This is a genomic window from Pseudomonas sp. EZ-C24, assembly GCF_014525325.1.
GTDB classification, from domain to species: Bacteria; Pseudomonadota; Gammaproteobacteria; order Pseudomonadales; family Pseudomonadaceae; genus Aquipseudomonas; species Aquipseudomonas shirazensis.
In genome coordinates this window covers 24155-43305 of the sequence record NZ_JACDIU010000016.1, presented here as the reverse complement: position 1 = coordinate 43305, position 19151 = coordinate 24155, and the positions used below count along the sequence as shown (strand labels likewise).

Sequence of the window (19151 nt, the reverse complement as noted above, 5' to 3'; positions counted from 1 at the left end):
CATCCAAGTTTTCAGATTCTGCGTACAGCCGTGGGCTGGGCGCATCCTCTCCGACGACAAGATCATAAGGGCTTGTTCAATGTCTGCATCCCTCGCATTTGTCTTTCCGGGTCAAGGTTCCCAATCGCTGGGCATGCTCGCCGAAATCGGCGCAGTAGAGCCGGTGATCGTCGAAACCTTCAAGGAAGCTTCCGACGCTCTGGGCTACGACCTGTGGGCACTGGTTCAGCAAGGTCCGGAAGAGCAACTCAATCAAACCGACAAGACTCAGCCGGCCATCCTCACCGCCTCCATTGCGTTGTGGCGTCTGTGGCTGGCGCAGGGCGGCGCAAAGCCTGCGTTCGTCGCCGGGCATAGCCTTGGCGAGTACAGCGCGTTGGTAGCGGCCGGTAGCCTCAGCCTGAAAGACGCGGTGCGCCTGGTCGAGCGCCGTGGCCAGCTGATGCAGGAAGCAGTCCCGGCAGGCCATGGCGGCATGGCCGCGATTCTCGGTCTGGACGACGAGGTCGTGGTCGCCATCTGCGCTGAAGCAGCAGAAGACCAGGTGGTCAGCGCGGTCAACTTCAACTCGCCAGGGCAGGTGGTCATTGCTGGCAACAAGGCAGCGGTAGATCGCGCCATGGAGCTGTGCAAGGCTAAGGGCGCCAAACGCGCCTTGCCGCTGGCGGTCAGCGTGCCGTCGCACTGCGCACTGATGCAGCCTGCTGCCGAGCGCTTTGCCGAGTCGGTCAACGCCATCGAATGGCAGGCGCCGCAGATCCCAGTGGTGCAGAACGTTTCTGCAGCCATCCCAGCTGACCTGAGCGTGCTCAAGCAAGATCTGCTGGCCCAGTTGTACCAGCCCGTGCGCTGGGTTGAATGCGTGCAGACCCTGGCGGCCAATGGCGCGGTCAATCTGGTCGAGTGCGGCCCGGGCAAGGTCCTGGCCGGTCTGAACAAGCGTTGCGCTGAAGGCGTGACCACCTACAACCTCAATACCCCTGATGCCATCGCCGCCACCCGTGCGGCGCTGGCCTGAAACTGGAGAAGCTTGCATGAGCCTGCAAGGTAAAGTTGCACTGGTCACCGGCGCCAGCCGTGGTATCGGCCAGGCCATCGCCCTCGAGCTGGGCCGTCAGGGCGCTACCGTCATCGGTACCGCGACCTCGGCCTCGGGCGCCGAGCGCATTGCTGCCACGCTCAAGGAGCATGGCATCACCGGCACCGGCATGGAGCTGAACGTGACTGATGAAGCGTCGGTCAACAGCGTTCTGGCCGCGATCCAGGAACAGTTCGGCACTACCGCGATCCTGATCAACAACGCCGGCATCACCCGCGATAACCTGATGCTGCGGATGAAAGACGACGAGTGGTTCGACGTGATCGACACCAACCTTAACAGCCTCTACCGCCTGTCCAAGGGCGTGCTGCGCGGCATGACCAAGGCGCGTTGGGGCCGCATTATCAGCATTGGCTCGGTTGTGGGTGCCATGGGCAACGCCGGTCAGGTAAACTATGCCGCCGCCAAAGCCGGTCTGGAAGGTTTCAGCCGCGCTCTGGCACGTGAAGTCGGGTCGCGCAACATCACTGTCAACTCGGTAACTCCAGGTTTTATCGACACCGATATGACCCGTGAGCTGCCAGAGGCTCAACGTGAAGCGTTGCAGACCCAGATTCCGCTGGGCCGTCTGGGTCAAGCCGACGAAATCGCCAAGGTAGTTGCTTTCCTGGCGTCCGACGGCGCAGCCTATGTCACAGGTGCTACAGTGCCTGTGAACGGCGGGATGTACATGTAATATCGCAACTCAATGTGACGGATTGCTTCAAAAAAGAGTCATACTCCGAGCTTAAAATCCGTTATAAAGCTGCAACCAGATTCCGGGCAGAGGGTCGAGTGACCACATAGCCAGTTGATGGCGGGGCGCGTTACGCTTGAAAAGCAGGCGTCTTGCTATAAACTCGGTCACCGGCCAGCTGCCTGACATATGTCTATTAGGAGTGAAAATTAGGTATGAGCACCATCGAAGAGCGCGTCAAGAAAATCGTCGCCGAGCAACTGGGCGTCAAGGAAGAAGAAGTAACTAACAGTGCTTCTTTCGTAGAAGACCTGGGTGCCGATTCGCTTGACACCGTTGAGCTGGTGATGGCTCTGGAAGAGGAATTCGAGACCGAAATCCCTGACGAAGAAGCCGAAAAAATCACTACCGTTCAAGCTGCTATCGACTACGTCACCAGCCACCAGGCTTAAGACGTCTGTAGTCGACGCTTCTTGTCGGGGAAAACCGCACTGCCGTAACTGGCGTGCGGTTTTTTCTTTGCGAGATGTGTGAAGCAGGCATCAAGAGCCTTTTGCCATTGCCTTTTGCTGCAGAATGCAACGGCAAGAGACTCTGTTACTGGACAATGAGGAGAGTACTGTGTCGCGTAGACGCGTCGTGGTCACTGGTATGGGCATGCTGTCGCCGCTGGGTACCGATGTACCGAGCACCTGGCAGGGCATTCTGGCTGGCCGCAGTGGCATCGGTCCGATCGAACACTCCGATCTGACGGCCTACTCCACCCGTTTTGGCGGCTCGGTGAAGGGCTTTGAAGTCGAGCAGTACCTGTCGGTCAAAGAGGCCCGCAAGCTCGACCTGTTCATTCAATACGGCCTGGCCGCAGGTTTCCAGGCGTTCCGTAACGCCGGGCTGGAAATCAACGACAGCAACCGTGAGCGGATCGGCGTGGCCATGGGCTCCGGCATCGGCGGCCTGACCAATATCGAAGAGACCAGCCGGACCTTGCACGAGCAAGGCCCGCGTCGCATCTCGCCGTTCTTTGTGCCTGGTTCGATCATCAACATGATCTCCGGCTTCCTGTCGATCCATTTGGGTCTGCAGGGTCCGAACTATGCCATCGCCACTGCCTGTACCACCGGCACCCATTGCATCGGCATGGCCGCGCGCAACATTGCCTACGGTGAAGCCGATGTGATGATCGCCGGCGGCGCTGAAATGGCCGCGTGTGGCCTGGGCATGGGCGGTTTCGGTGCTTCGCGTGCGCTGTCGACGCGCAATGACGAGCCAACCCGGGCCAGTCGGCCGTGGGACAAGGGCCGTGATGGTTTCGTGCTCTCCGACGGTGCCGGTGCACTGGTGCTCGAAGAGCTCGAGCACGCCAAGGCGCGCGGCGCCACCATCTATGCCGAGCTGGTTGGCTTTGGTATGAGCGGTGATGCCTATCACATGACCTCGCCACCAGATTCCGGTGAGGGTGCGGCGCGCTGCATGACCAACGCCCTGCGCGATGCCGGCATCGCCCCGGAAGAAGTCAGCTACATCAATGCCCATGGCACCTCGACCCCGGCCGGCGATATCGCCGAAGTGGCTGCGATCAAGCGTGTGTTCGGTGAGCATGCGTACAAGGTGGCAGTCAGCTCGACCAAGTCGATGACGGGTCACCTGCTCGGTGCTGCCGGTGCCGTGGAAGCGATCTTCAGCGTGCTGGCAATCAACAGCCAGATGGCGCCGCCGACCATCAACCTGGACGAGCCGGACGAGGGGTGCGATCTCGACTTCGTTGCCCATCACGCCCGCAGCATGCCGATCGACGTGGTGCTGTCCAACTCGTTCGGCTTTGGTGGTACCAACGGCTCGCTGGTGTTCCGCCGGTTCGCCGACTGATGCATAGCTGGATCGACGGCCAACCCGCGACTGCAGTCAGCCTGCACAACCGCGGGCTGGCCTACGGCGATGGTCTGTTCGAAACCATCGCCGTGCGTGCCGGCAAGCCCAGCCTGCTGGAGCTGCACTTGCAGCGCCTGGCACTGGGCTGCCAGCGTCTGGCTATCAGCATCGACCTGCCGTTGGTGCGCGACGAACTGCTGCGCTTTGCCAGCCAGCTCGGCGACGGCGTCGCCAAGCTGATCGTTACCCGTGGCGACAGCCAGCGCGGCTACGCTCCAGGCGTTGGCGCCGCGGCTCGGCGCATCCTTCAGGGTAGCCCGCTGCCACAGTATCCCGCAGTCAATGCCGAGCAAGGCGTGCGTTTGTTCGCCTGCCAGACGCGCCTCGCGGAACAACCCCTGCTGGCCGGCCTCAAACACCTCAATCGCCTTGAGCAAGTGCTGGCCCGCGCCGAATGGCAGGACGCCGAGCACGCCGAAGGGCTGGTCTGTGACAGCCACGGGCGGGTCATCGAGGGCGTTTACAGCAATCTGTTCATGGTTCGTGGCGGGGTGCTGCAAACGCCTGAGCTGAGTCGCTGCGGTGTAGCCGGGGTAATGCGCGGCGCTTTGCTGGCGCAAGCGCCCGCACTGGGTATCAGCGTGCAGGTCAGTGATCTGGCCCTGGCTGACCTGGAACAGGCCGAGGAAGTCTTTCTCTGCAACAGCGTGTATGGAATCTGGCCGGTACTGGAGTGCTCTGCGCTCAAGCTGAACTGGCCGGCGGGGCCGCTCACCCGTAAACTGCAGGCCGTTGCCCGGACGTTACTGGATACCTGATTCGTGAGACGCAAATTTCTCCTGCTGCTGGAAATAGGCCTGATCCTAGCCGGTCTGGCGTTGGGCTGGTCGGCCTGGAAAGTCCATTCGGCCCTTGAGCAGCCCCTGCACGTCGAGCAGGAGCGGATGCTCGAGGTTCCCAACGGCACCACACCCAATCGCATGTTCTACCGCATGCAGACTGACGGCTTGCTCGACGATGCCGTCTGGCTGCGCCTTTACTGGCGCTTCAACATGGCCGGCACGCCACTGCATACCGGTGAATACCGGCTGACACCTGGCATGACCGTCAACCAGCTGTTCGATGCCTGGCGCCGTGGCGATGTTGTGCAGTACAACCTGACTCTGGTCGAAGGCTGGACCTTCCGCCAGGTGCGCGCGGCAGTGGTCAAGCACGAGAAAATCACCCAGACCTTGGACGGCCTGTCCGATGCCGAGGTGATGGACAAACTCGGCCATAGTGGCGTGTTCCCTGAGGGGCGCTTCTTTCCGGATACCTACCGCTTCGTACGTGGCATGAGCGATGTCGAGTTCCTGCAGCAGGCGTACATGCGTCTTGAGCAAGTGCTGGCCAAGGAATGGGCCGAGCGGGCCACCGATCTGCCTTACCGCGACCCGTATCAGGCGCTGATCATGGCTTCGCTGGTCGAGAAGGAAACCGGTATCCCGCAAGAGCGCGCGCAGATTGCTGGGGTGTTCGTGCGGCGTCTGCGGCTGGGCATGATGCTGCAGACCGACCCGACCGTGATCTATGGCATGGGCGAGCGCTATAACGGCAAGATCACCCGTGCCGACCTGCGTGAGCCCACGCCCTACAATACCTATACCATCAGTGGCCTGCCGCCGACACCGATCGCTATCGTCGGCCGCGAGGCGATTCATGCCGCGCTGAACCCGGCCAACGGCACCAGTCTGTACTTCGTTGCGCGGGGCGACGGCAGTCACGTGTTTTCCGACGACCTCGACAACCACAACTCGGCAGTGCGCGAGTATCAACTCAAGCGCCGCAGCGACTACCGCTCCAGCCCCGCGCCGCAGGCTCAGCCGGGTGCGATTGAGCAGCCAGAACCGGCAGCGGAAGACCAGCCGACACCTGCTGCGGATGCACCGGCGGACGCACCTGCGTCGACCCCGCCAACCGCACCGACACCCGATGACAAACCCTAAGGACTGCGCGTGAGCGGCTTGTTTATTACCCTGGAAGGCCCCGAAGGCGCGGGCAAGAGCACCAACCGCGAATATCTGGCGCAGCGCTTGCGCGAGCAGGGCCTGGACGTAGTGCTGACCCGCGAGCCGGGCGGCACGCCGGTTGCTGAACAGATTCGTGAGTTGCTACTGGCACCAAGCGACGAAAGCATGGCAGCGGATACTGAATTGCTGTTGATGTTTGCGGCGCGTGCCCAGCACCTGGCCAAGGTCATCCGCCCGGCGCTGGCGCGCGGTGCGGTGGTGTTGTGCGATCGCTTCACCGATGCCACCTACGCCTACCAAGGTGGCGGCCGCGGCTTGCCGGTCGAGCGCATCGCTACGCTGGAAACATTTGTCCAGGGCGATCTGCGCCCTGACCTGACGCTGGTGTTCGACCTGCCGATCGAGATCGGCCTGTCGCGCGCGGCTGCCAGGGGCCGTTTGGACCGCTTCGAACAAGAAGGCACGGCCTTCTTCGAGGCCGTGCGCCATGCCTATCTGGCACGGGCCCAAGCTGACCCGCAGCGCTACAGCATCCTCGACGCCGGCCAATCGCTGGAGGCGGTGCAGCGCGACATCGACAGCTTGTTGCCGGCCATGCTGGAACGCGCCCGTGGCTGAGGCCTTCGCCTGGCAGGATGCGCTCTGGCAGCAATTGGCCGGGCGCAGCCAGCATGCCCATGCCTACCTGCTGCACGGTCCGCAGGGGATTGGCAAGCGGGCCCTGGCCGAGCGCCTGATGGCGCGTTTGTTGTGCCAGCAGCCGCAAGGCGCTGATGCCTGCGGGCAGTGCAAGTCATGCCTGTTGCTGCGTGCTGGCAGCCATCCGGACAACTACGTGCTTGAGCCGGAAGACGTCGACAAGCCGATCAAGATCGACCAGGTTCGCGATCTGGTGTCGTTTGTTGTTCAGACCGCGCAGTTGGGCGGGCGCAAGGTGATCCTGATCGAACCGGTCGAGGCCATGAACATCAATGCCTCCAACGCCTTGCTCAAGAGTCTGGAAGAGCCGTCCGGCAATACGGTGCTACTGCTGGTCAGCCATCAACCGAGCCGACTGTTGCCGACCATCAAGAGCCGTTGCCAGCAAGTTGTATGTCCGCAACCAAACCTTGCCCAAAGCCAGGCCTGGCTCGCCAATGCGTTGCCAGACAGCGAGCCGGGAGAGCGCGAGGAGCTGCTGACCCTGGCGGCAGGATCGCCACTGATGGCAGCCAAGCTGCACGCGCAAGGTGTCCTCGAGCAACGTGCGCAGGTCACCGAGGGCGTGAAAAAACTGCTCAAGCAGCAACAGTCACCGACGCAACTGGCCGAGTCGTGGAACAGCGTGCCACTACTGCTGCTGTTTGACTGGTTCTTCGAGTGGTCGCACCTGATCCTGCGCTATCAGATGACTCAGGATGAACAAGGCCTGGGCCCGGCTGATATGCGCAAGGTGCTGCAGTATCTGGCGCAGAAGAGCCGCCAGGGCAAGGTGCTGGAAACCCAGGCGTGGATCCTTGAACAGCGGCAGAAGGTGCTGGGCAAGGCCAACCTCAACCGCGTGTTGCTGCTGGAAGCGTTGTTGGCCCACTGGGTCCAGCTGCCAGGCTCACGCTGACTCCCTTCTTCTAAATATGTGTCCTGCTGCCATGCTCGTAGATTCCCACTGCCACCTCGACCGTCTAGACCTGAGTGCCCATGATGGCTCGCTTGATGCTGCCCTGCAGGCGGCGCGTGAGCGCGGGGTAGGGCACTTTCTGTGCATTGGCGTGAGTGCCGACAATGCCGGCGCGGTAAAGGCGTTGAGTGAACAGTACGCAGATGTCGACTGCTCGGTGGGTATTCATCCGCTGGACCTGGCGCCAGGAGAAACCCCAGCGCTGGACTGGTTGCTCAACGAGCTTGCGCATCCGCATGTCGTGGCGATTGGTGAGACTGGCCTGGACTATCACTACGAGCCGGAGGCGGCGAGCCTGCAGCAGGCGTCTTTCCGCTTGCACCTGGAGGCCTCGCGGCAGACCGGCAAGCCGGTGATCGTGCACACCCGTGCGGCCAGGGCTGACACCCTGGCGCTGTTACGCGAAGCCAGCCTGGAGCAGGCCGGGGTGTTGCACTGCTTCACTGAAGACTGGCCGATGGCCAAGGCTGCGCTGGACCTGGGCTACTACATCTCGTTGTCCGGCATTGTCACCTTCCGCAATGCCGAGGCCCTGCGCGACGTGGCCCGCCAGGTCCCCAGCGATCGTCTGCTGGTAGAGACAGATTCACCGTACCTGGCGCCGATCCCTTACCGAGGCAAGCCCAACTTGCCTCAGTACGTGCGCGAAGTCGCCGAATACGTCGCGTCGCTGCGTGGCGTCAGTTATGCACAATTGGCCGAGCAAACCACGGCCAACTTCAAGCGCTTGTTCCCGCTTGCGCGAGTACGCTGATCTGACAGCCTGATTGGCGGGCAAAAAAAACCCGGGTTCTGGGGGAGGAAACCGGGTTAAGACCATTAGGAGTAAACAAAGGCACGCGGTCCCTGAGCGCCTTTATCGGCACGCCACTTGGGGGGATGTGGCGGGTCAACACTTCAAGTATTGGTCAGCTTTGGCACAGTGCCAGCGACAACTGGTCGTTTTTTAAACAGATTTGGAATACGTCGCGGGATGCACAGTGCATTCCCTGCAGGCAAGTCACTTCGATTGGCCAATCTGCAGCTTGCCCAATCAATCCCACCGTTTGCGAACTCATCGTGAAACACAGACATGCGCCGATGATCCGTGCAATTTCTTGCAAGATAGGCATAATAATCCGCTTCGATTGTCAGCCAGTCCTCCCCCATGCAGCCTCCCATGCAGAAAGAACCGCGTAAGGTCCGTGAGTTTCGCCGTCGCGAACAAGAGATCCTTGATACCGCCCTCAGACTGTTCCTCGAACAGGGTGAAGACAGCGTCACCGTCGAGATGATCGCCGACGCCGTTGGCATCGGCAAAGGTACGATCTACAAGCACTTCAAGTCCAAGGCAGAGATCTACCTGCGCCTGATGCTCGACTACGAGCGCGATTTGAACACCTTGCTGCACTCGGCCGATGTCGACCGCGACAAAGAAGCACTGTCGCGTGCCTACTTCGAATTCCGCATGCGAGACCCGCAGCGCTACCGGCTGTTCGATCGCCTTGAAGAGAAGGTGGTCAAGGGTAATCAGGTACCAGAGATGGTCGAGGAGCTGCACAGCATTCGTGCCTCCAATTTCGATCGCCTGACTCAACTGATCAAGGGTCGTATCAGCGAAGGCAAGCTTGAAGACGTGCCACCGTACTTCCACTACTGCGCCGCCTGGGCGCTGGTGCATGGCGCAGTGGCGCTGTACCACTCGCCGTTCTGGAGCAATGTGCTGGAAGATCAGGAAGGCTTCTTCCAGTTCCTGATGGACATCGGTGTGCGCATGGGTAACAAGCGCAAGCGCGACCCCGAACCGAACGCCTGACAGCAACGCCCCGTCACCCTTTGCGGGGCTGTCCGACATGCGAGCTTGCAAAAACCTGATTTATGAGTCAGGTTTTGCACGGCTTATTCTTCCATGTCGGAGTCATCCATGATCGTCGATCGTCAAGGCAGGCGTTTTCGCAACCTGCGGGTCAGCCTGACGGCGGCCTGTAACTACGCTTGTACCTACTGCGTACCCGACGGCAAGCGTTTGGTGGCGGCGCAGGATGAGCTCTCTGGCGAGGCCCTGGCACGAGGGGTGGCTTACCTGATCGAGGCGGCCGGCATCGAGCGTCTACGCATCACCGGCGGCGAGCCACTGATCAGTCCCAGGCTCGAAGGGTTTCTCACCGCCATCGCCGGCCTCGACCTGCACGACATCAGCCTGACTACCAACGGCCAGTTGCTGTCGCGGCGCCTGCCGCTGCTACAGGCCGCGGGTATCCGCCGCTTGAACGTGTCGCTGGATACCCTCGACGCCGCTGCATTTCGCAGCATTGCTCGCGGCGGTGACCTGGCCACGGTGTTGCTTGGCATGCAAGAGGCCAGTGCGGCTGGCATGCGCATCAAGGTCAACATGGTGCCGATGCGCGGACAGAATCTGGATCAGGTCGCGCCGCTGCTCGACTACTGCCTGGCGCGTGGCTACGAGCTGCGTTTCATCGAGCTGATGCGCATGGGCCACCTGGCGCGCGACGGCAATGCCTTTCGCCAGCAGTTGGTCAGCCTGCCTGAGCTGCTGGCGCTGATTGGCCAGCACCATGCTTTTGAGCAGGCCAGCGCTGCTGTTGATGCCACCGCATTGCGCTACCAGATCCCCGGCAAAGGCCATTTTGGCGTTATCGCCAACGAGAGCGTACCGTTCTGTCGCGCCTGTTCGCGGCTGCGCTTGTCCTCAACCGGCTGGCTGCATGGCTGCCTGTCGAGCAGCAATCGGCACTACATCGGCGACTTGCTTGATCGCCCCCGGCACCTGGCGTTGCCAGCGCTGCAACGGTTACTGGTAAAAGCCCTGGCTGACAAGCAGGAGCTGGCGTTCGCCGGTGGGGTAACGGTAATGAAGGTGATCGGCGGCTGACTCTGGCGCAAAAGCTGCATCTGGCGGCTATTCGCCGGTTTTTCGTCACCGGTCTCTGGAGGAAAGATGCGTAGCCTGGTTTTGCTGCTGGCGCTGATGGCGCTTGGTGGCTGCATGAATGTCAGCGATATGGGCGAAGGTGTTCGCTATCACATGAGCGATGCCGGTCTGCTCGATCATAGCGATACCCAGCGCAGCCTGTCGGTGCGCCTGCAACCGGATTCGTTCATCTATATTGGCCAGGGTGCGTTCGTGCCGCCGGGCAAAGGCCCGCTGCCGCAGCAGAACATCGTCGCCGAAGAGGCGTTCAAGGCTTTTGTCGAGTACTTCCCGCTGGTGCGTCGTGCGCAAGGCCCGCTGGGCCTGGAAGATGCCATCGCCGAAGCCCGCTCGGTCGGTGCCCATTACGTGCTGTATACCCGCTTCGCTCGTACCGACGACCGCATCGGCAATGGTGATGAGTGGTACGACGAACAGGCAGTCGACCGGCTCGGTTGGGACACCGGCGTGGTGCAGATGATGCTCATCGAAACCAGCACTCGCTACCTGATCGACACAGCGCGGATCAAGAGCCGTGGCGGTTTGTTGACGTTTCACGACAATAGCCCGCAGGATTTGCTCGCAGCGCCCATGCGCGAGTACGCTCGTAGCCTGTTGGGTATGAGCCGCTGATAGGAGAGGGTGATGACCGAGTCTGTCGAGACCAATGATCTGTTGGCGCAAATCCCCAAGGGTAGGGGCCCGGCGCCGGTTCACCTGTGGAACCCGGATTTCTGCGGCGACATCGACATGCGCATCGCCCGTGATGGCACCTGGTTTTACCAGGGCACGCCAATTGGCCGTAAACCAATGGTGCGGCTGTTTTCCAATATCCTGCGCCGTGACGGTGACGATTACTTTTTGGTGACGCCGGTCGAGAAGGTCGGCATCCAAGTCGATGACGCGCCGTTTGTGGCGGTGTTGCTGGAGGTGATCGGCGCGGGGGAGACGCAGGTTTTGCGTTTCACCAACAATGTTGAGGATGTGATTGAGGCTAGCAGTGCGCATCCGTTGCGGGTCGAGGTTGATCCGGTCACGCAGGAACCTGCGCCCTACATCCTGATGCGCAGCAACCTTGAGGCGCTGTTGCATCGCAACGTGTTCTATCAGTTGGTGGAGCTGGCGGTGCCGCGCTTGCTGGACGGCGAGGAATGGCTCGGGGTGTGGAGCCATGGCCAGTTTTACCCGATTGGGCGTGCTGGCTGAAAACAGTTGGGGGCTGCAGAGCAGCCCCCAACTGCATCAAAGCACCGCGACGATAGCTTTGGTCACTACGTGGATGTTGCTCTGGTTCAGCGCAGCAACACAGATACGGCCAGTATCCAGCGCATAGATGCCGAACTCATCCTTCAGGCGATTGACCTGCTCGGCAGTCAGGCCCGAGTAGGAGAACATCCCGCACTGGCGACCGACAAAGCTGAAGTCGCGCTTGGCCCCATAGGTAGCCAGCAACTCGACCATCTGCTTGCGCATGCCGTGAATGCGATTACGCATTTCGCCCAGCTCGTCTTCCCACATCTGGCGCAGCTCAGGGCTGTTCAGCACGGCAGCGACGATGCTTGCGCCGTGGGTCGGCGGGTTGGAGTAGGTGGTGCGGATAACCCGCTTGACCTGCGACAGCACGCGGGTGCTTTCGTCCTTGGAGGCAGTGACGATCGACAGCGCGCCGACGCGCTCGCCATACAGCGAGAACGACTTGGAGAACGAGCTGGAGACAAAGAAGTCCAGGCCCGACTCGGCGAACAGGCGTACGGCGAAGGCGTCTTCGGCGATGCCGGCGCCAAAGCCCTGATAGGCCATGTCGAGGAACGGCACATGGCCTTTGGCCTTGACCACTTCCAGGACGTTTTTCCAGTCTCCCAGGGTCAGGTCGACACCGGTCGGGTTATGGCAGCAGGCATGCAGGACGATGATCGAGCCCGACGGCAGCTGGTTGAGGTCTTCGAGCATGCCGGCGCGGTTGACGTCGTGGCTGGCAGCATCGTAGTAGCGGTAGTTCTGTACCGGGAAACCGGCCGTCTCGAAAAGCGCGCGGTGGTTCTCCCAGCTCGGGTCGCTGATGGCGACGACTGCATCAGGCGACAGGCGCTTGAGGAAGTCTGCGCCGATCTTCAGCGCGCCAGTGCCGCCCACGGCCTGCACGGTGACCACGCGGCCAGCGGCCAGCAGTGGCGATTCGGCGCCGAACAGCAGCTTCTGTACAGCCTGGTCGTAGGTGGCAATCCCATCGATCGGCAAATAGCCGCGCGAGGCATGCTGTGCGGCACGCTGGGTCTCGGCTTCGATCACTGCGCGCAGCAGCGGGATACGGCCTTCCTCATTGCAGTAAACGCCGACGCCCAGGTTCACCTTGTCGGTGCGCGGGTCGGTGTTGAAAGCTTCGTTGAGGCCCAGGATAGGGTCGCGGGGTGCCAGCTCGACAGCGGAAAACAGGCTCATTGTTACCTTGGCTCTGAATGGAGTGTGATAGGGCTTGCACGCTCCAGTCGAATGCACTGAAGCGGTGCACAAACGGGGAGTCAGTATAGAGATACGCGCCGACCGCTGCGACCATCGGGCGCAGGTTTTCCGGCGTTTTTTCGCAATTTTTTTGGACCATTGGTCTAATTGCCCGGTCCACAGAAACACACGTTCACAGCGCCAGCCACGAAGCGGGCAATGGAAAGGCCCGTTTCGGTGTAGACTACTGGCTATATTTACAGTTGCTCGAGGTCTGCCATGTCCGAGTTTCAGCTTGTCACCCGTTTTCAGCCGGCCGGCGACCAGCCTGAGGCGATTCGCCAGTTGGTCGAGGGTATCGACGCCGGGCTTTCGCACCAGACCCTGCTCGGGGTAACCGGCTCGGGCAAGACCTTCAGTATCGCCAACGTGATTCAGCAAGTGCAGCGGCCAACCCTGGTGCTGGCGCCGAACAAGACCCTGGCGGCTCAGTTGTATGGCGAGTTCAAGGCGTTTTTCCCGAACAACGCGGTCGAGTATTTCGTTTCCTACTACGACTACTATCAGCCGGAAGCCTATGTGCCGTCTTCGGACACCTTCATCGAGAAGGATGCATCGATCAACGACCATATCGAGCAGATGCGCCTGTCGGCTACCAAGGCCCTGCTCGAGCGACGCGACGCCATCATTGTCACCACGGTGTCGTGCATCTACGGTCTGGGCAGCCCTGAAACGTACCTCAAGATGGTCCTGCACATCGATCGCGGCGACAAGTTCGACCAGCGCGCGTTGCTGCGGCGCCTGGCCGATCTGCAGTACACCCGCAACGAGATGGACTTCGCCCGCGCCACCTTCCGTGTGCGCGGTGATGTCATCGACGTGTACCCGGCCGAGTCAGATCTCGAGGCGATCCGCATCGAATTGTTCGATGACGAAGTGGAGAACATTGCCGCCTTCGACCCGTTGACCGGCGAGGTGCTGCGCAAGCTGCCACGTTTTACCTTCTATCCGAAGAGCCACTATGTAACCCCGCGTGAAACCCTGCTTGGGGCAATCGAGGGCATCAAGGAAGAGCTCAAGGACCGCCTTGAGTACCTGCACAAGAACAACAAGCTGGTCGAGGCGCAGCGCCTCGAGCAGCGCACTCGCTTCGACCTGGAAATGATCCTCGAGCTGGGCTATTGCAACGGTATCGAAAACTACTCGCGCTACCTGTCTGGTCGGCCTTCCGGTGCGCCGCCGCCCACCCTGTACGACTACCTGCCTGCCGACGCCCTGCTGGTGATCGACGAGTCGCACGTGAGCGTTCCGCAGGTCGGCGCCATGTACAAAGGCGACCGTTCACGCAAGGAGACTCTGGTCGAGTACGGTTTCCGTCTGCCATCGGCGCTGGACAACCGGCCCATGCGCTTCGATGAATGGGAGTCGGTCAGCCCGCAGACCATCTTCGTTTCTGCCACCCCCGGTCAGTACGAGGCGGAGCATGCCGGGCGTGTCGTCGAGCAGGTGGTGCGGCCGACCGGCTTGGTTGATCCATTGGTAGAAATCCGCCCGGCGCTGACCCAGGTCGACGATCTGTTGTCGGAGATCGGCAAACGTGTGGCCGTTGGTGAGCGGGTGCTGGCCACCACGCTGACCAAGCGCATGGCCGAAGACCTCAGTGACTACCTGGCCGACCACGACATACGCGTGCGCTACCTGCACTCGGACATCGACACTGTCGAGCGGGTAGAGATCATTCGCGACCTGCGTCTGGGTACCTTCGATGTGCTGGTGGGGATCAACCTGCTGCGTGAAGGCCTGGACATGCCCGAAGTGTCGCTGGTGGCGATTCTGGACGCCGACAAGGAGGGTTTCCTGCGCTCGGACCGCTCGCTGATCCAGACCATCGGCCGCGCAGCGCGTAACCTCAACGGCAAGGCCATCCTGTATGCCGACCGCATGACCGGCTCGATGCAACGCGCCATCGACGAGACCGAGCGCCGCCGGGCCAAGCAGATCGCCTTCAACGAGGCCAACGGCATCGTGCCCAAAGGGGTGGTCAAGGACATCACCGACATCATGGAAGGCGCCAACATCCCCGGCGGGCGCAGCAAGAAGCGCAAAGGCATGGCCAAGGCGGCGGAGGAGAGCGCTCGCTACGAAGCCGAGTTGCGCACCCCAGGCGAGATCACCAAACGCATCAAACAGATGGAAGAGAAGATGTTCCAGCTGGCGCGCGACCTCGAGTTCGAGGCCGCCGCGCAGATGCGCGACGAGATCACCAAGCTGCGTGAGCGGCTGATCACCAGCTAAGTTGCCCGACGGGTCCGGTGATCGGCATAGCCTGCCGATCATCTGCACGCCTGGGCTGACGGTGGGGCGATTGCGCCGCCGCTGGAGCCTGATGCCCGCTCCCTGCTAACATCGCGCCTTTGTTTCAACTTCGTTCGAGACCCTCCATGACCACCGTTCGCACGCGTATCGCGCCATCGCCCACCGGCGACCCCCATGTTGGCACCGCCTACATCGCCCTGTTCAACTACTGCTTTGCCAAGCAGCACGGCGGCGAATTCATCCTGCGCATCGAGGACACCGATCAGCTGCGTTCGACCCGTGAATCGGAACAGCAGATCTTCGACGCCCTGCGCTGGTTGGGCATCGAGTGGAACGAAGGCCCGGACGTGGGCGGCCCGCACGGCCCTTACCGGCAGAGCGAGCGTGGCGAGATCTACGCGAAGTACGCCAAACAGCTGGTTGACGCCGGGCATGCGTTCTACTGCTTCTGTACCGCAGAAGAACTCGACCAGATGCGCGCCGAACAGATGGCCCGGGGCGAGACGCCGCGTTACGACGGCCGCGCGCTGTTGCTCAGCGCTGAGGAAGTGCAGCGTCGCCTGGCCGCTGGTGAGCCCCATGTGATCCGCATGAAGGTGCCAAGCGAAGGCGTCTGCGTGGTCCCGGACATGCTCCGTGGCGATGTCGAAATCCCGTGGGATCGCATGGACATGCAGGTCCTGATGAAGAACGACGGCCTGCCGACCTACTTCCTGGCCAACGTGGTCGATGACCACCTGATGGGCATCACTCACGTCCTGCGTGGCGAAGAGTGGCTGCCGTCGGCGCCCAAGCTGATCAAACTGTATGAGTACTTCGGCTGGGAGCAGCCGCAGCTGTGCTACATGCCGCTGCTGCGTAACCCGGACAAGAGCAAGCTGTCCAAGCGCAAGAATCCGACTTCGGTCACCTTCTACGAGCGCATGGGCTTCATGCCCGAAGCCATGCTCAATTACCTCGGCCGCATGGGCTGGTCGATGCCGGACGAGCGCGAGAAGTTTTCCCTGGCCGAGATGGTCGAGCACTTCGACCTGTCGCGGGTTTCCCTGGGTGGGCCGATCTTCGATATCGAAAAGCTGTCCTGGCTCAACGGCCAGTGGCTGCGTGAGTTGCCGGTCGAGGAGTTCGCTGCACGGGTACAGAAGTGGGCGTTCAACAGCGATTACATGATGAAGATCGCGCCGCATGTGCAGGGCCGCGTAGAGACCTTCAGCCAGATCGCCCCATTGGGTGGCTTCTTCTTCGAGGGTGCGTTGAAGCTTGATGCCAAGCTGTTCGAGCACAAGAAGCTCTCGCCCGATCAGGTCCGCCAGGTCATCCAGCTGATTCTGTGGAAGCTGGAGAGCTTGCGCCAGTGGGAAAAAGACCGCATCACCGGTTGCATCCAGGCCGTGGTCGAATCGCTTGAACTGAAGCTGCGTGACGCCATGCCGCTGATGTTTGCTGCTATCTCAGGCCAGGCCAGTTCGGTGTCGGTGCTGGATGCGATGGAAATCCTTGGCCCTGACCTGACTCGCTACCGCCTGCGTCAGGCGCTGGATCTGCTCGGTGGTGTGTCGAAGAAAGAAAACAAGGAATGGGAAAAACTGCTGGCCAACATTGCCTGACAGCCAGCTACCCAAGCGTGCTTGCCTGTCCCAGCTGACGCTGGGCGGGCCGGCTGCCGTAGGCAAAATCGTCAATTGCTGGGGCAGGGCGGTAAGTGATTGTTATCTGTGAAAAATCTTTTGGTTAATTTCAAAAATTCGTTTGACAGCATAGCCATCCGATCTTAATATGCGCCCCGTCCACAGCGATGAACGTAACGAACTGTCAGCAACCCAGCCGGCAATTCAGTTCAAAGCGACATTGTGGGGCTATAGCTCAGCTGGGAGAGCGCCTGCATGGCATGCAGGAGGTCAGCGGTTCGATCCCGCTTAGCTCCACCAAATTCCGATTCTTGGTCAGCACTGCTGGCGGAGAATGAAACCCGGCGCCAGCGCCAGGTTTCACGGTAGAAGGTTCGTCCCCTTCGTCTAGTGGCCTAGGACACCGCCCTTTCACGGCGGTAACAGGGGTTCGAGTCCCCTAGGGGACGCCAGTTTTACACAAGCGATGTATAACCATGTCGCTGGGCCGCGAGGCTAGAAATCCGGGGCTATAGCTCAGCTGGGAGAGCGCCTGCATGGCATGCAGGAGGTCAGCGGTTCGATCCCGCTTAGCTCCACCAATTTTGCCGCGGTTTGTGCAAGCGAACCGGCACGAAGGTTATGTCCCCTTCGTCTAGTGGCCTAGGACACCGCCCTTTCACGGCGGTAACAGGGGTTCGAGTCCCCTAGGGGACGCCAGTTTTACCCGCGTTTTGCGGGGCTTTAAAGGCTCATTCGCATATTGGATGGGCCTTTTGTTTTAGGGGCTATAGCTCAGCTGGGAGAGCGCCTGCATGGCATGCAGGAGGTCAGCGGTTCGATCCCGCTTAGCTCCACCAATATTTGCCAGGGTTCGTGAAAGCGGGCCTGCACGAAGGTTACAAGTCCCCTTCGTCTAGTGGCCTAGGACACCGCCCTTTCACGGCGGTAACAGGGGTTCGAGTCCCCTAGGGGACGCCAATTTTTTCTCGCGTTTTGCGGGGCTTATAAGGCTCATTCGATTATTGAATGGGCCTTTTGTTTTTTCTGCCTTCCTTACTTTTTCAATGAAGCGGCCTAAGCTCGATTTTTTCGCTTGCCAATAAATATTATGTGCATCATATTACACTCATAATATTTATCGGGTGGCTTATGAACAACAAGAAGAGCAAGACCCGCCAACGCATTCTCGATTCAGCCCGCAGCGCGTTGATCCAGCACGGACCGGCCGAGCCCAGTGTGAGTCAGGTGATGGGCGCCGCCGGGTTGACCGTGGGTGGTTTCTACGCGCACTTCGACAGCAAGGACGAACTCATGCTCGAGGCGTTCAGCCAGTTGCTGAGCGAGCGCCGCGGTTTATTCACCCAGATCGATCCAGCCCTGGACGGCGCCGGCCGCCGTGCCCTCGCTGCTGCTTTCTACCTGTCACGCAAGCATCGCGACGCGCTCGAGCAGGCATGCCCGTTGCCCACCTCGCTGAGCGAGATGCAGCGCCTGCCTGAGGCGTTTCGCGAGGCGCTGGCCGAGCACCTGGAGCTGATGACCGCGCAGATGGTCGACGGCCCTGAGGACGCCGACAAGGCGTTGGCCGACCTGGCGCTGATGATCGGTGGCCTGGCGCTGGCCCGAGCGCTGGGCACCAGTGAGCTGTCCGACCGAATCCTGCGCGCCGCCAAGTCGGCGGTCATCTAGTGGCCTGACTGGAGTATTGATGATGACTACCCTGAGTTGGATTCGCGGCGTCAACGGTACCCTGGGCCGGCTGGCCCCCGAGCATATAGCGGGCAAGATGCGCCGCGCCTTCATGACCCCGCGCAACCTGCCGCCGCGGCAATGGGAGTTGCCCTTGCTGGCGACAGCTGAACGCATCACCTTGCGCTTCGGCCTGTCAGCGCTGCGCTGGGGCCAGGGGCCGACAGTGCTGATGATGCACGGTTGGGAAGGGCGCCCAACCCAGTTTGCCGCGTTGATTGAAGCGCTGGTGGCGGCGGGGCATACCGTGGTGTCGCTGGAAGGGCCGGCCCATGGACGTTCTCCGGGCCGCCAGGCGCATGTGGCGCTGTTTGCCCGGGCGCTGCTCGAAGCTGCTGCCGAACTGCCGCCGCTGCGTGCCGTGATCGGCCATTCGATGGGCGGTGCCAGTGTCTTGCTGGCGCTGCAATGGGGTTTGCGCACCGAGGCTGCGGTCAGCATTGCCGCGCCGGCGCAACTGCTCGGGGTATTGCGCGGTTTTGCCCAGCGGCTGGGCATGCCGGCGCGGGCGCGGGCGGCGTTTATTCGCCAGGTCGAGCAGGATGTCGGCCTGCAAGTCGCCCGGCTTGACGTCAACGGCTATCAACTCGAGCTGCCGGGCCTGATAGTGCACGCCAGTGATGATCCTCTGGTCGCTGCCAGCGAAGCGCAATTGATCCACAAGGCCTGGTTCGACAGCCGCTTGCTGATGCTCGAAGAAGGCGGTCACCAGCGTGTGCTGGCCGACCCGCTCCTGGTCGAAGGCGTGCTTGAGCTGCTGGCGCGCGCTGTCACACCAGCACGCCAAAGCGCCTGAGCATCCGGTACACTCAACGC

General features: G+C 61.3%; 18 protein-coding genes and 6 tRNA genes. 23 read left to right on the top strand and 1 reads right to left on the bottom strand.

Annotation, left to right across the window (positions count from 1 at the left end; all coding sequences use genetic code 11):
- The first annotated feature begins 79 nt into the window (after nt 1-79).
- From fabD to IDM28_RS16360, 13 genes are all read left to right on the top strand, one after another.
- Entirely contained in the window at nt 80-1018 is a 939-nt protein-coding gene (gene fabD / locus IDM28_RS16420) for an ACP S-malonyltransferase (RefSeq protein ID WP_150570149.1), read from the top strand.
- A 16-nt stretch (nt 1019-1034) separates the two neighbouring features.
- On the top strand, nt 1035-1775 hold the full coding sequence (fabG, locus tag IDM28_RS16415; RefSeq protein WP_101321482.1) for a 3-oxoacyl-ACP reductase FabG: 741 nt from the start codon (nt 1035-1037) through the stop codon (nt 1773-1775).
- A gap of 215 nt (nt 1776-1990) precedes the next feature.
- Nucleotides 1991-2227: an acyl carrier protein gene (acpP, locus tag IDM28_RS16410; protein ID WP_004371293.1), complete on the top strand. Its 237-nt coding sequence runs from the start codon at nt 1991-1993 to the stop codon at nt 2225-2227.
- Nucleotides 2228-2396: 169 nt separating this feature from the next.
- On the top strand, nt 2397-3641 hold the full coding sequence (fabF, locus tag IDM28_RS16405) for a beta-ketoacyl-ACP synthase II (RefSeq protein ID WP_101321480.1): 1245 nt from the start codon (nt 2397-2399) through the stop codon (nt 3639-3641).
- Nucleotides 3641-4462, top strand: a complete 822-nt coding sequence (pabC, locus tag IDM28_RS16400; RefSeq protein ID WP_188036480.1) for an aminodeoxychorismate lyase — start codon at nt 3641-3643, stop codon at nt 4460-4462. Before fabF ends, pabC begins: the two co-directional genes overlap by 1 nt.
- 3 nt (nt 4463-4465) lie before the next feature.
- On the top strand, nt 4466-5629 hold the full coding sequence (gene mltG / locus IDM28_RS16395; RefSeq protein ID WP_188036479.1) for an endolytic transglycosylase MltG: 1164 nt from the start codon (nt 4466-4468) through the stop codon (nt 5627-5629).
- A gap of 9 nt (nt 5630-5638) precedes the next feature.
- A complete protein-coding gene (gene tmk / locus IDM28_RS23930) occupies nt 5639-6271 on the top strand; it encodes a dTMP kinase (protein ID WP_101321474.1) in 633 nt (210 codons plus the stop codon).
- Nucleotides 6264-7250 (top strand): DNA polymerase III subunit delta', encoded by a 987-nt coding sequence (locus tag IDM28_RS16385; protein WP_188036478.1) that lies wholly within the window; start codon nt 6264-6266, stop codon nt 7248-7250. Before tmk ends, IDM28_RS16385 begins: the two co-directional genes overlap by 8 nt.
- A 31-nt stretch (nt 7251-7281) precedes the next feature.
- The gene (locus tag IDM28_RS16380) at nt 7282-8064 is read left to right on the top strand and encodes a TatD family hydrolase (RefSeq protein WP_101321470.1); all 783 of its coding nucleotides are present in this window, start codon (nt 7282-7284) and stop codon (nt 8062-8064) included.
- A gap of 405 nt (nt 8065-8469) precedes the next feature.
- Nucleotides 8470-9105, top strand: coding sequence for a TetR/AcrR family transcriptional regulator (locus IDM28_RS16375; RefSeq protein ID WP_101321468.1), 636 nt, complete (start codon nt 8470-8472; stop codon nt 9103-9105).
- Nucleotides 9106-9213: 108 nt separating this feature from the next.
- On the top strand, nt 9214-10182 hold the full coding sequence (locus tag IDM28_RS16370; RefSeq protein WP_150572945.1) for a GTP 3',8-cyclase MoaA: 969 nt from the start codon (nt 9214-9216) through the stop codon (nt 10180-10182).
- A gap of 66 nt (nt 10183-10248) precedes the next feature.
- Nucleotides 10249-10854, top strand: a complete 606-nt coding sequence (locus tag IDM28_RS16365) for a DUF4823 domain-containing protein (RefSeq protein ID WP_101321464.1) — start codon at nt 10249-10251, stop codon at nt 10852-10854.
- 12 nt (nt 10855-10866) lie between these two features.
- Nucleotides 10867-11427 (top strand): DUF1285 domain-containing protein, encoded by a 561-nt coding sequence (locus tag IDM28_RS16360; RefSeq protein ID WP_150570200.1) that lies wholly within the window; start codon nt 10867-10869, stop codon nt 11425-11427.
- Between the two features lie 36 nt (nt 11428-11463).
- On the opposite strand, the gene IDM28_RS16355 is transcribed toward IDM28_RS16360, so the two are convergent.
- On the bottom strand, nt 11464-12660 hold the full coding sequence (locus tag IDM28_RS16355) for an amino acid aminotransferase (protein ID WP_188036477.1): 1197 nt from the start codon (nt 12658-12660) through the stop codon (nt 11464-11466).
- A gap of 279 nt (nt 12661-12939) precedes the next feature.
- Here IDM28_RS16355 and uvrB point away from each other — a divergent pair, with 279 nt between their 5' ends.
- The 10 genes from uvrB to IDM28_RS16305 all read left to right on the top strand — a co-directional run bounded on the left by uvrB (nt 12940) and on the right by IDM28_RS16305 (nt 19131).
- The gene (gene uvrB / locus IDM28_RS16350) at nt 12940-14955 is read left to right on the top strand and encodes an excinuclease ABC subunit UvrB (protein ID WP_101321457.1); all 2016 of its coding nucleotides are present in this window, start codon (nt 12940-12942) and stop codon (nt 14953-14955) included.
- A gap of 146 nt (nt 14956-15101) precedes the next feature.
- Nucleotides 15102-16583: a glutamate--tRNA ligase gene (gltX, locus tag IDM28_RS16345; protein ID WP_103438112.1), complete on the top strand. Its 1482-nt coding sequence runs from the start codon at nt 15102-15104 to the stop codon at nt 16581-16583.
- A gap of 245 nt (nt 16584-16828) precedes the next feature.
- A tRNA-Ala gene (locus IDM28_RS16340) sits at nt 16829-16904 on the top strand.
- Nucleotides 16905-16980: 76 nt separating this feature from the next.
- A tRNA-Glu gene (locus IDM28_RS16335) sits at nt 16981-17056 on the top strand.
- A 53-nt stretch (nt 17057-17109) separates the two neighbouring features.
- A tRNA-Ala gene (locus tag IDM28_RS16330) sits at nt 17110-17185 on the top strand.
- A 42-nt stretch (nt 17186-17227) separates the two neighbouring features.
- Nucleotides 17228-17303 (top strand) — tRNA-Glu (locus tag IDM28_RS16325).
- A 64-nt stretch (nt 17304-17367) separates the two neighbouring features.
- Nucleotides 17368-17443 (top strand) — tRNA-Ala (locus IDM28_RS16320).
- Between the two features lie 45 nt (nt 17444-17488).
- Nucleotides 17489-17564, top strand: a tRNA-Glu gene (locus IDM28_RS16315).
- 171 nt (nt 17565-17735) lie between these two features.
- A complete protein-coding gene (locus tag IDM28_RS16310) occupies nt 17736-18275 on the top strand; it encodes a TetR/AcrR family transcriptional regulator (protein WP_188036476.1) in 540 nt (179 codons plus the stop codon).
- Between the two features lie 22 nt (nt 18276-18297).
- On the top strand, nt 18298-19131 hold the full coding sequence (locus IDM28_RS16305) for an alpha/beta hydrolase (RefSeq protein ID WP_188036509.1): 834 nt from the start codon (nt 18298-18300) through the stop codon (nt 19129-19131).
- Nucleotides 19132-19151: the final 20 nt, after the last annotated feature.

Coding starts and splice junctions, on each gene's coding strand:
- fabD (WP_150570149.1), top strand. CDS start 80: ATGTCTGCATCCCTCGCATTTGTCTTTCCGGGTCAAGGTTCCCAATCG.
- fabG (WP_101321482.1), top strand. CDS start 1,035: ATGAGCCTGCAAGGTAAAGTTGCACTGGTCACCGGCGCCAGCCGTGGT.
- acpP (WP_004371293.1), top strand. CDS start 1,991: ATGAGCACCATCGAAGAGCGCGTCAAGAAAATCGTCGCCGAGCAACTG.
- pabC (WP_188036480.1), top strand. CDS start 3,641: ATGCATAGCTGGATCGACGGCCAACCCGCGACTGCAGTCAGCCTGCAC.
- IDM28_RS16380 (WP_101321470.1), top strand. CDS start 7,282: ATGCTCGTAGATTCCCACTGCCACCTCGACCGTCTAGACCTGAGTGCC.
- IDM28_RS16375 (WP_101321468.1), top strand. CDS start 8,470: ATGCAGAAAGAACCGCGTAAGGTCCGTGAGTTTCGCCGTCGCGAACAA.
- IDM28_RS16370 (WP_150572945.1), top strand. CDS start 9,214: ATGATCGTCGATCGTCAAGGCAGGCGTTTTCGCAACCTGCGGGTCAGC.
- IDM28_RS16365 (WP_101321464.1), top strand. CDS start 10,249: ATGCGTAGCCTGGTTTTGCTGCTGGCGCTGATGGCGCTTGGTGGCTGC.
- IDM28_RS16360 (WP_150570200.1), top strand. CDS start 10,867: ATGACCGAGTCTGTCGAGACCAATGATCTGTTGGCGCAAATCCCCAAG.
- IDM28_RS16355 (WP_188036477.1), bottom strand. CDS start 12,660: ATGAGCCTGTTTTCCGCTGTCGAGCTGGCACCCCGCGACCCTATCCTG.
- uvrB (WP_101321457.1), top strand. CDS start 12,940: ATGTCCGAGTTTCAGCTTGTCACCCGTTTTCAGCCGGCCGGCGACCAG.
- gltX (WP_103438112.1), top strand. CDS start 15,102: ATGACCACCGTTCGCACGCGTATCGCGCCATCGCCCACCGGCGACCCC.
- IDM28_RS16310 (WP_188036476.1), top strand. CDS start 17,736: ATGAACAACAAGAAGAGCAAGACCCGCCAACGCATTCTCGATTCAGCC.
- IDM28_RS16305 (WP_188036509.1), top strand. CDS start 18,298: ATGACTACCCTGAGTTGGATTCGCGGCGTCAACGGTACCCTGGGCCGG.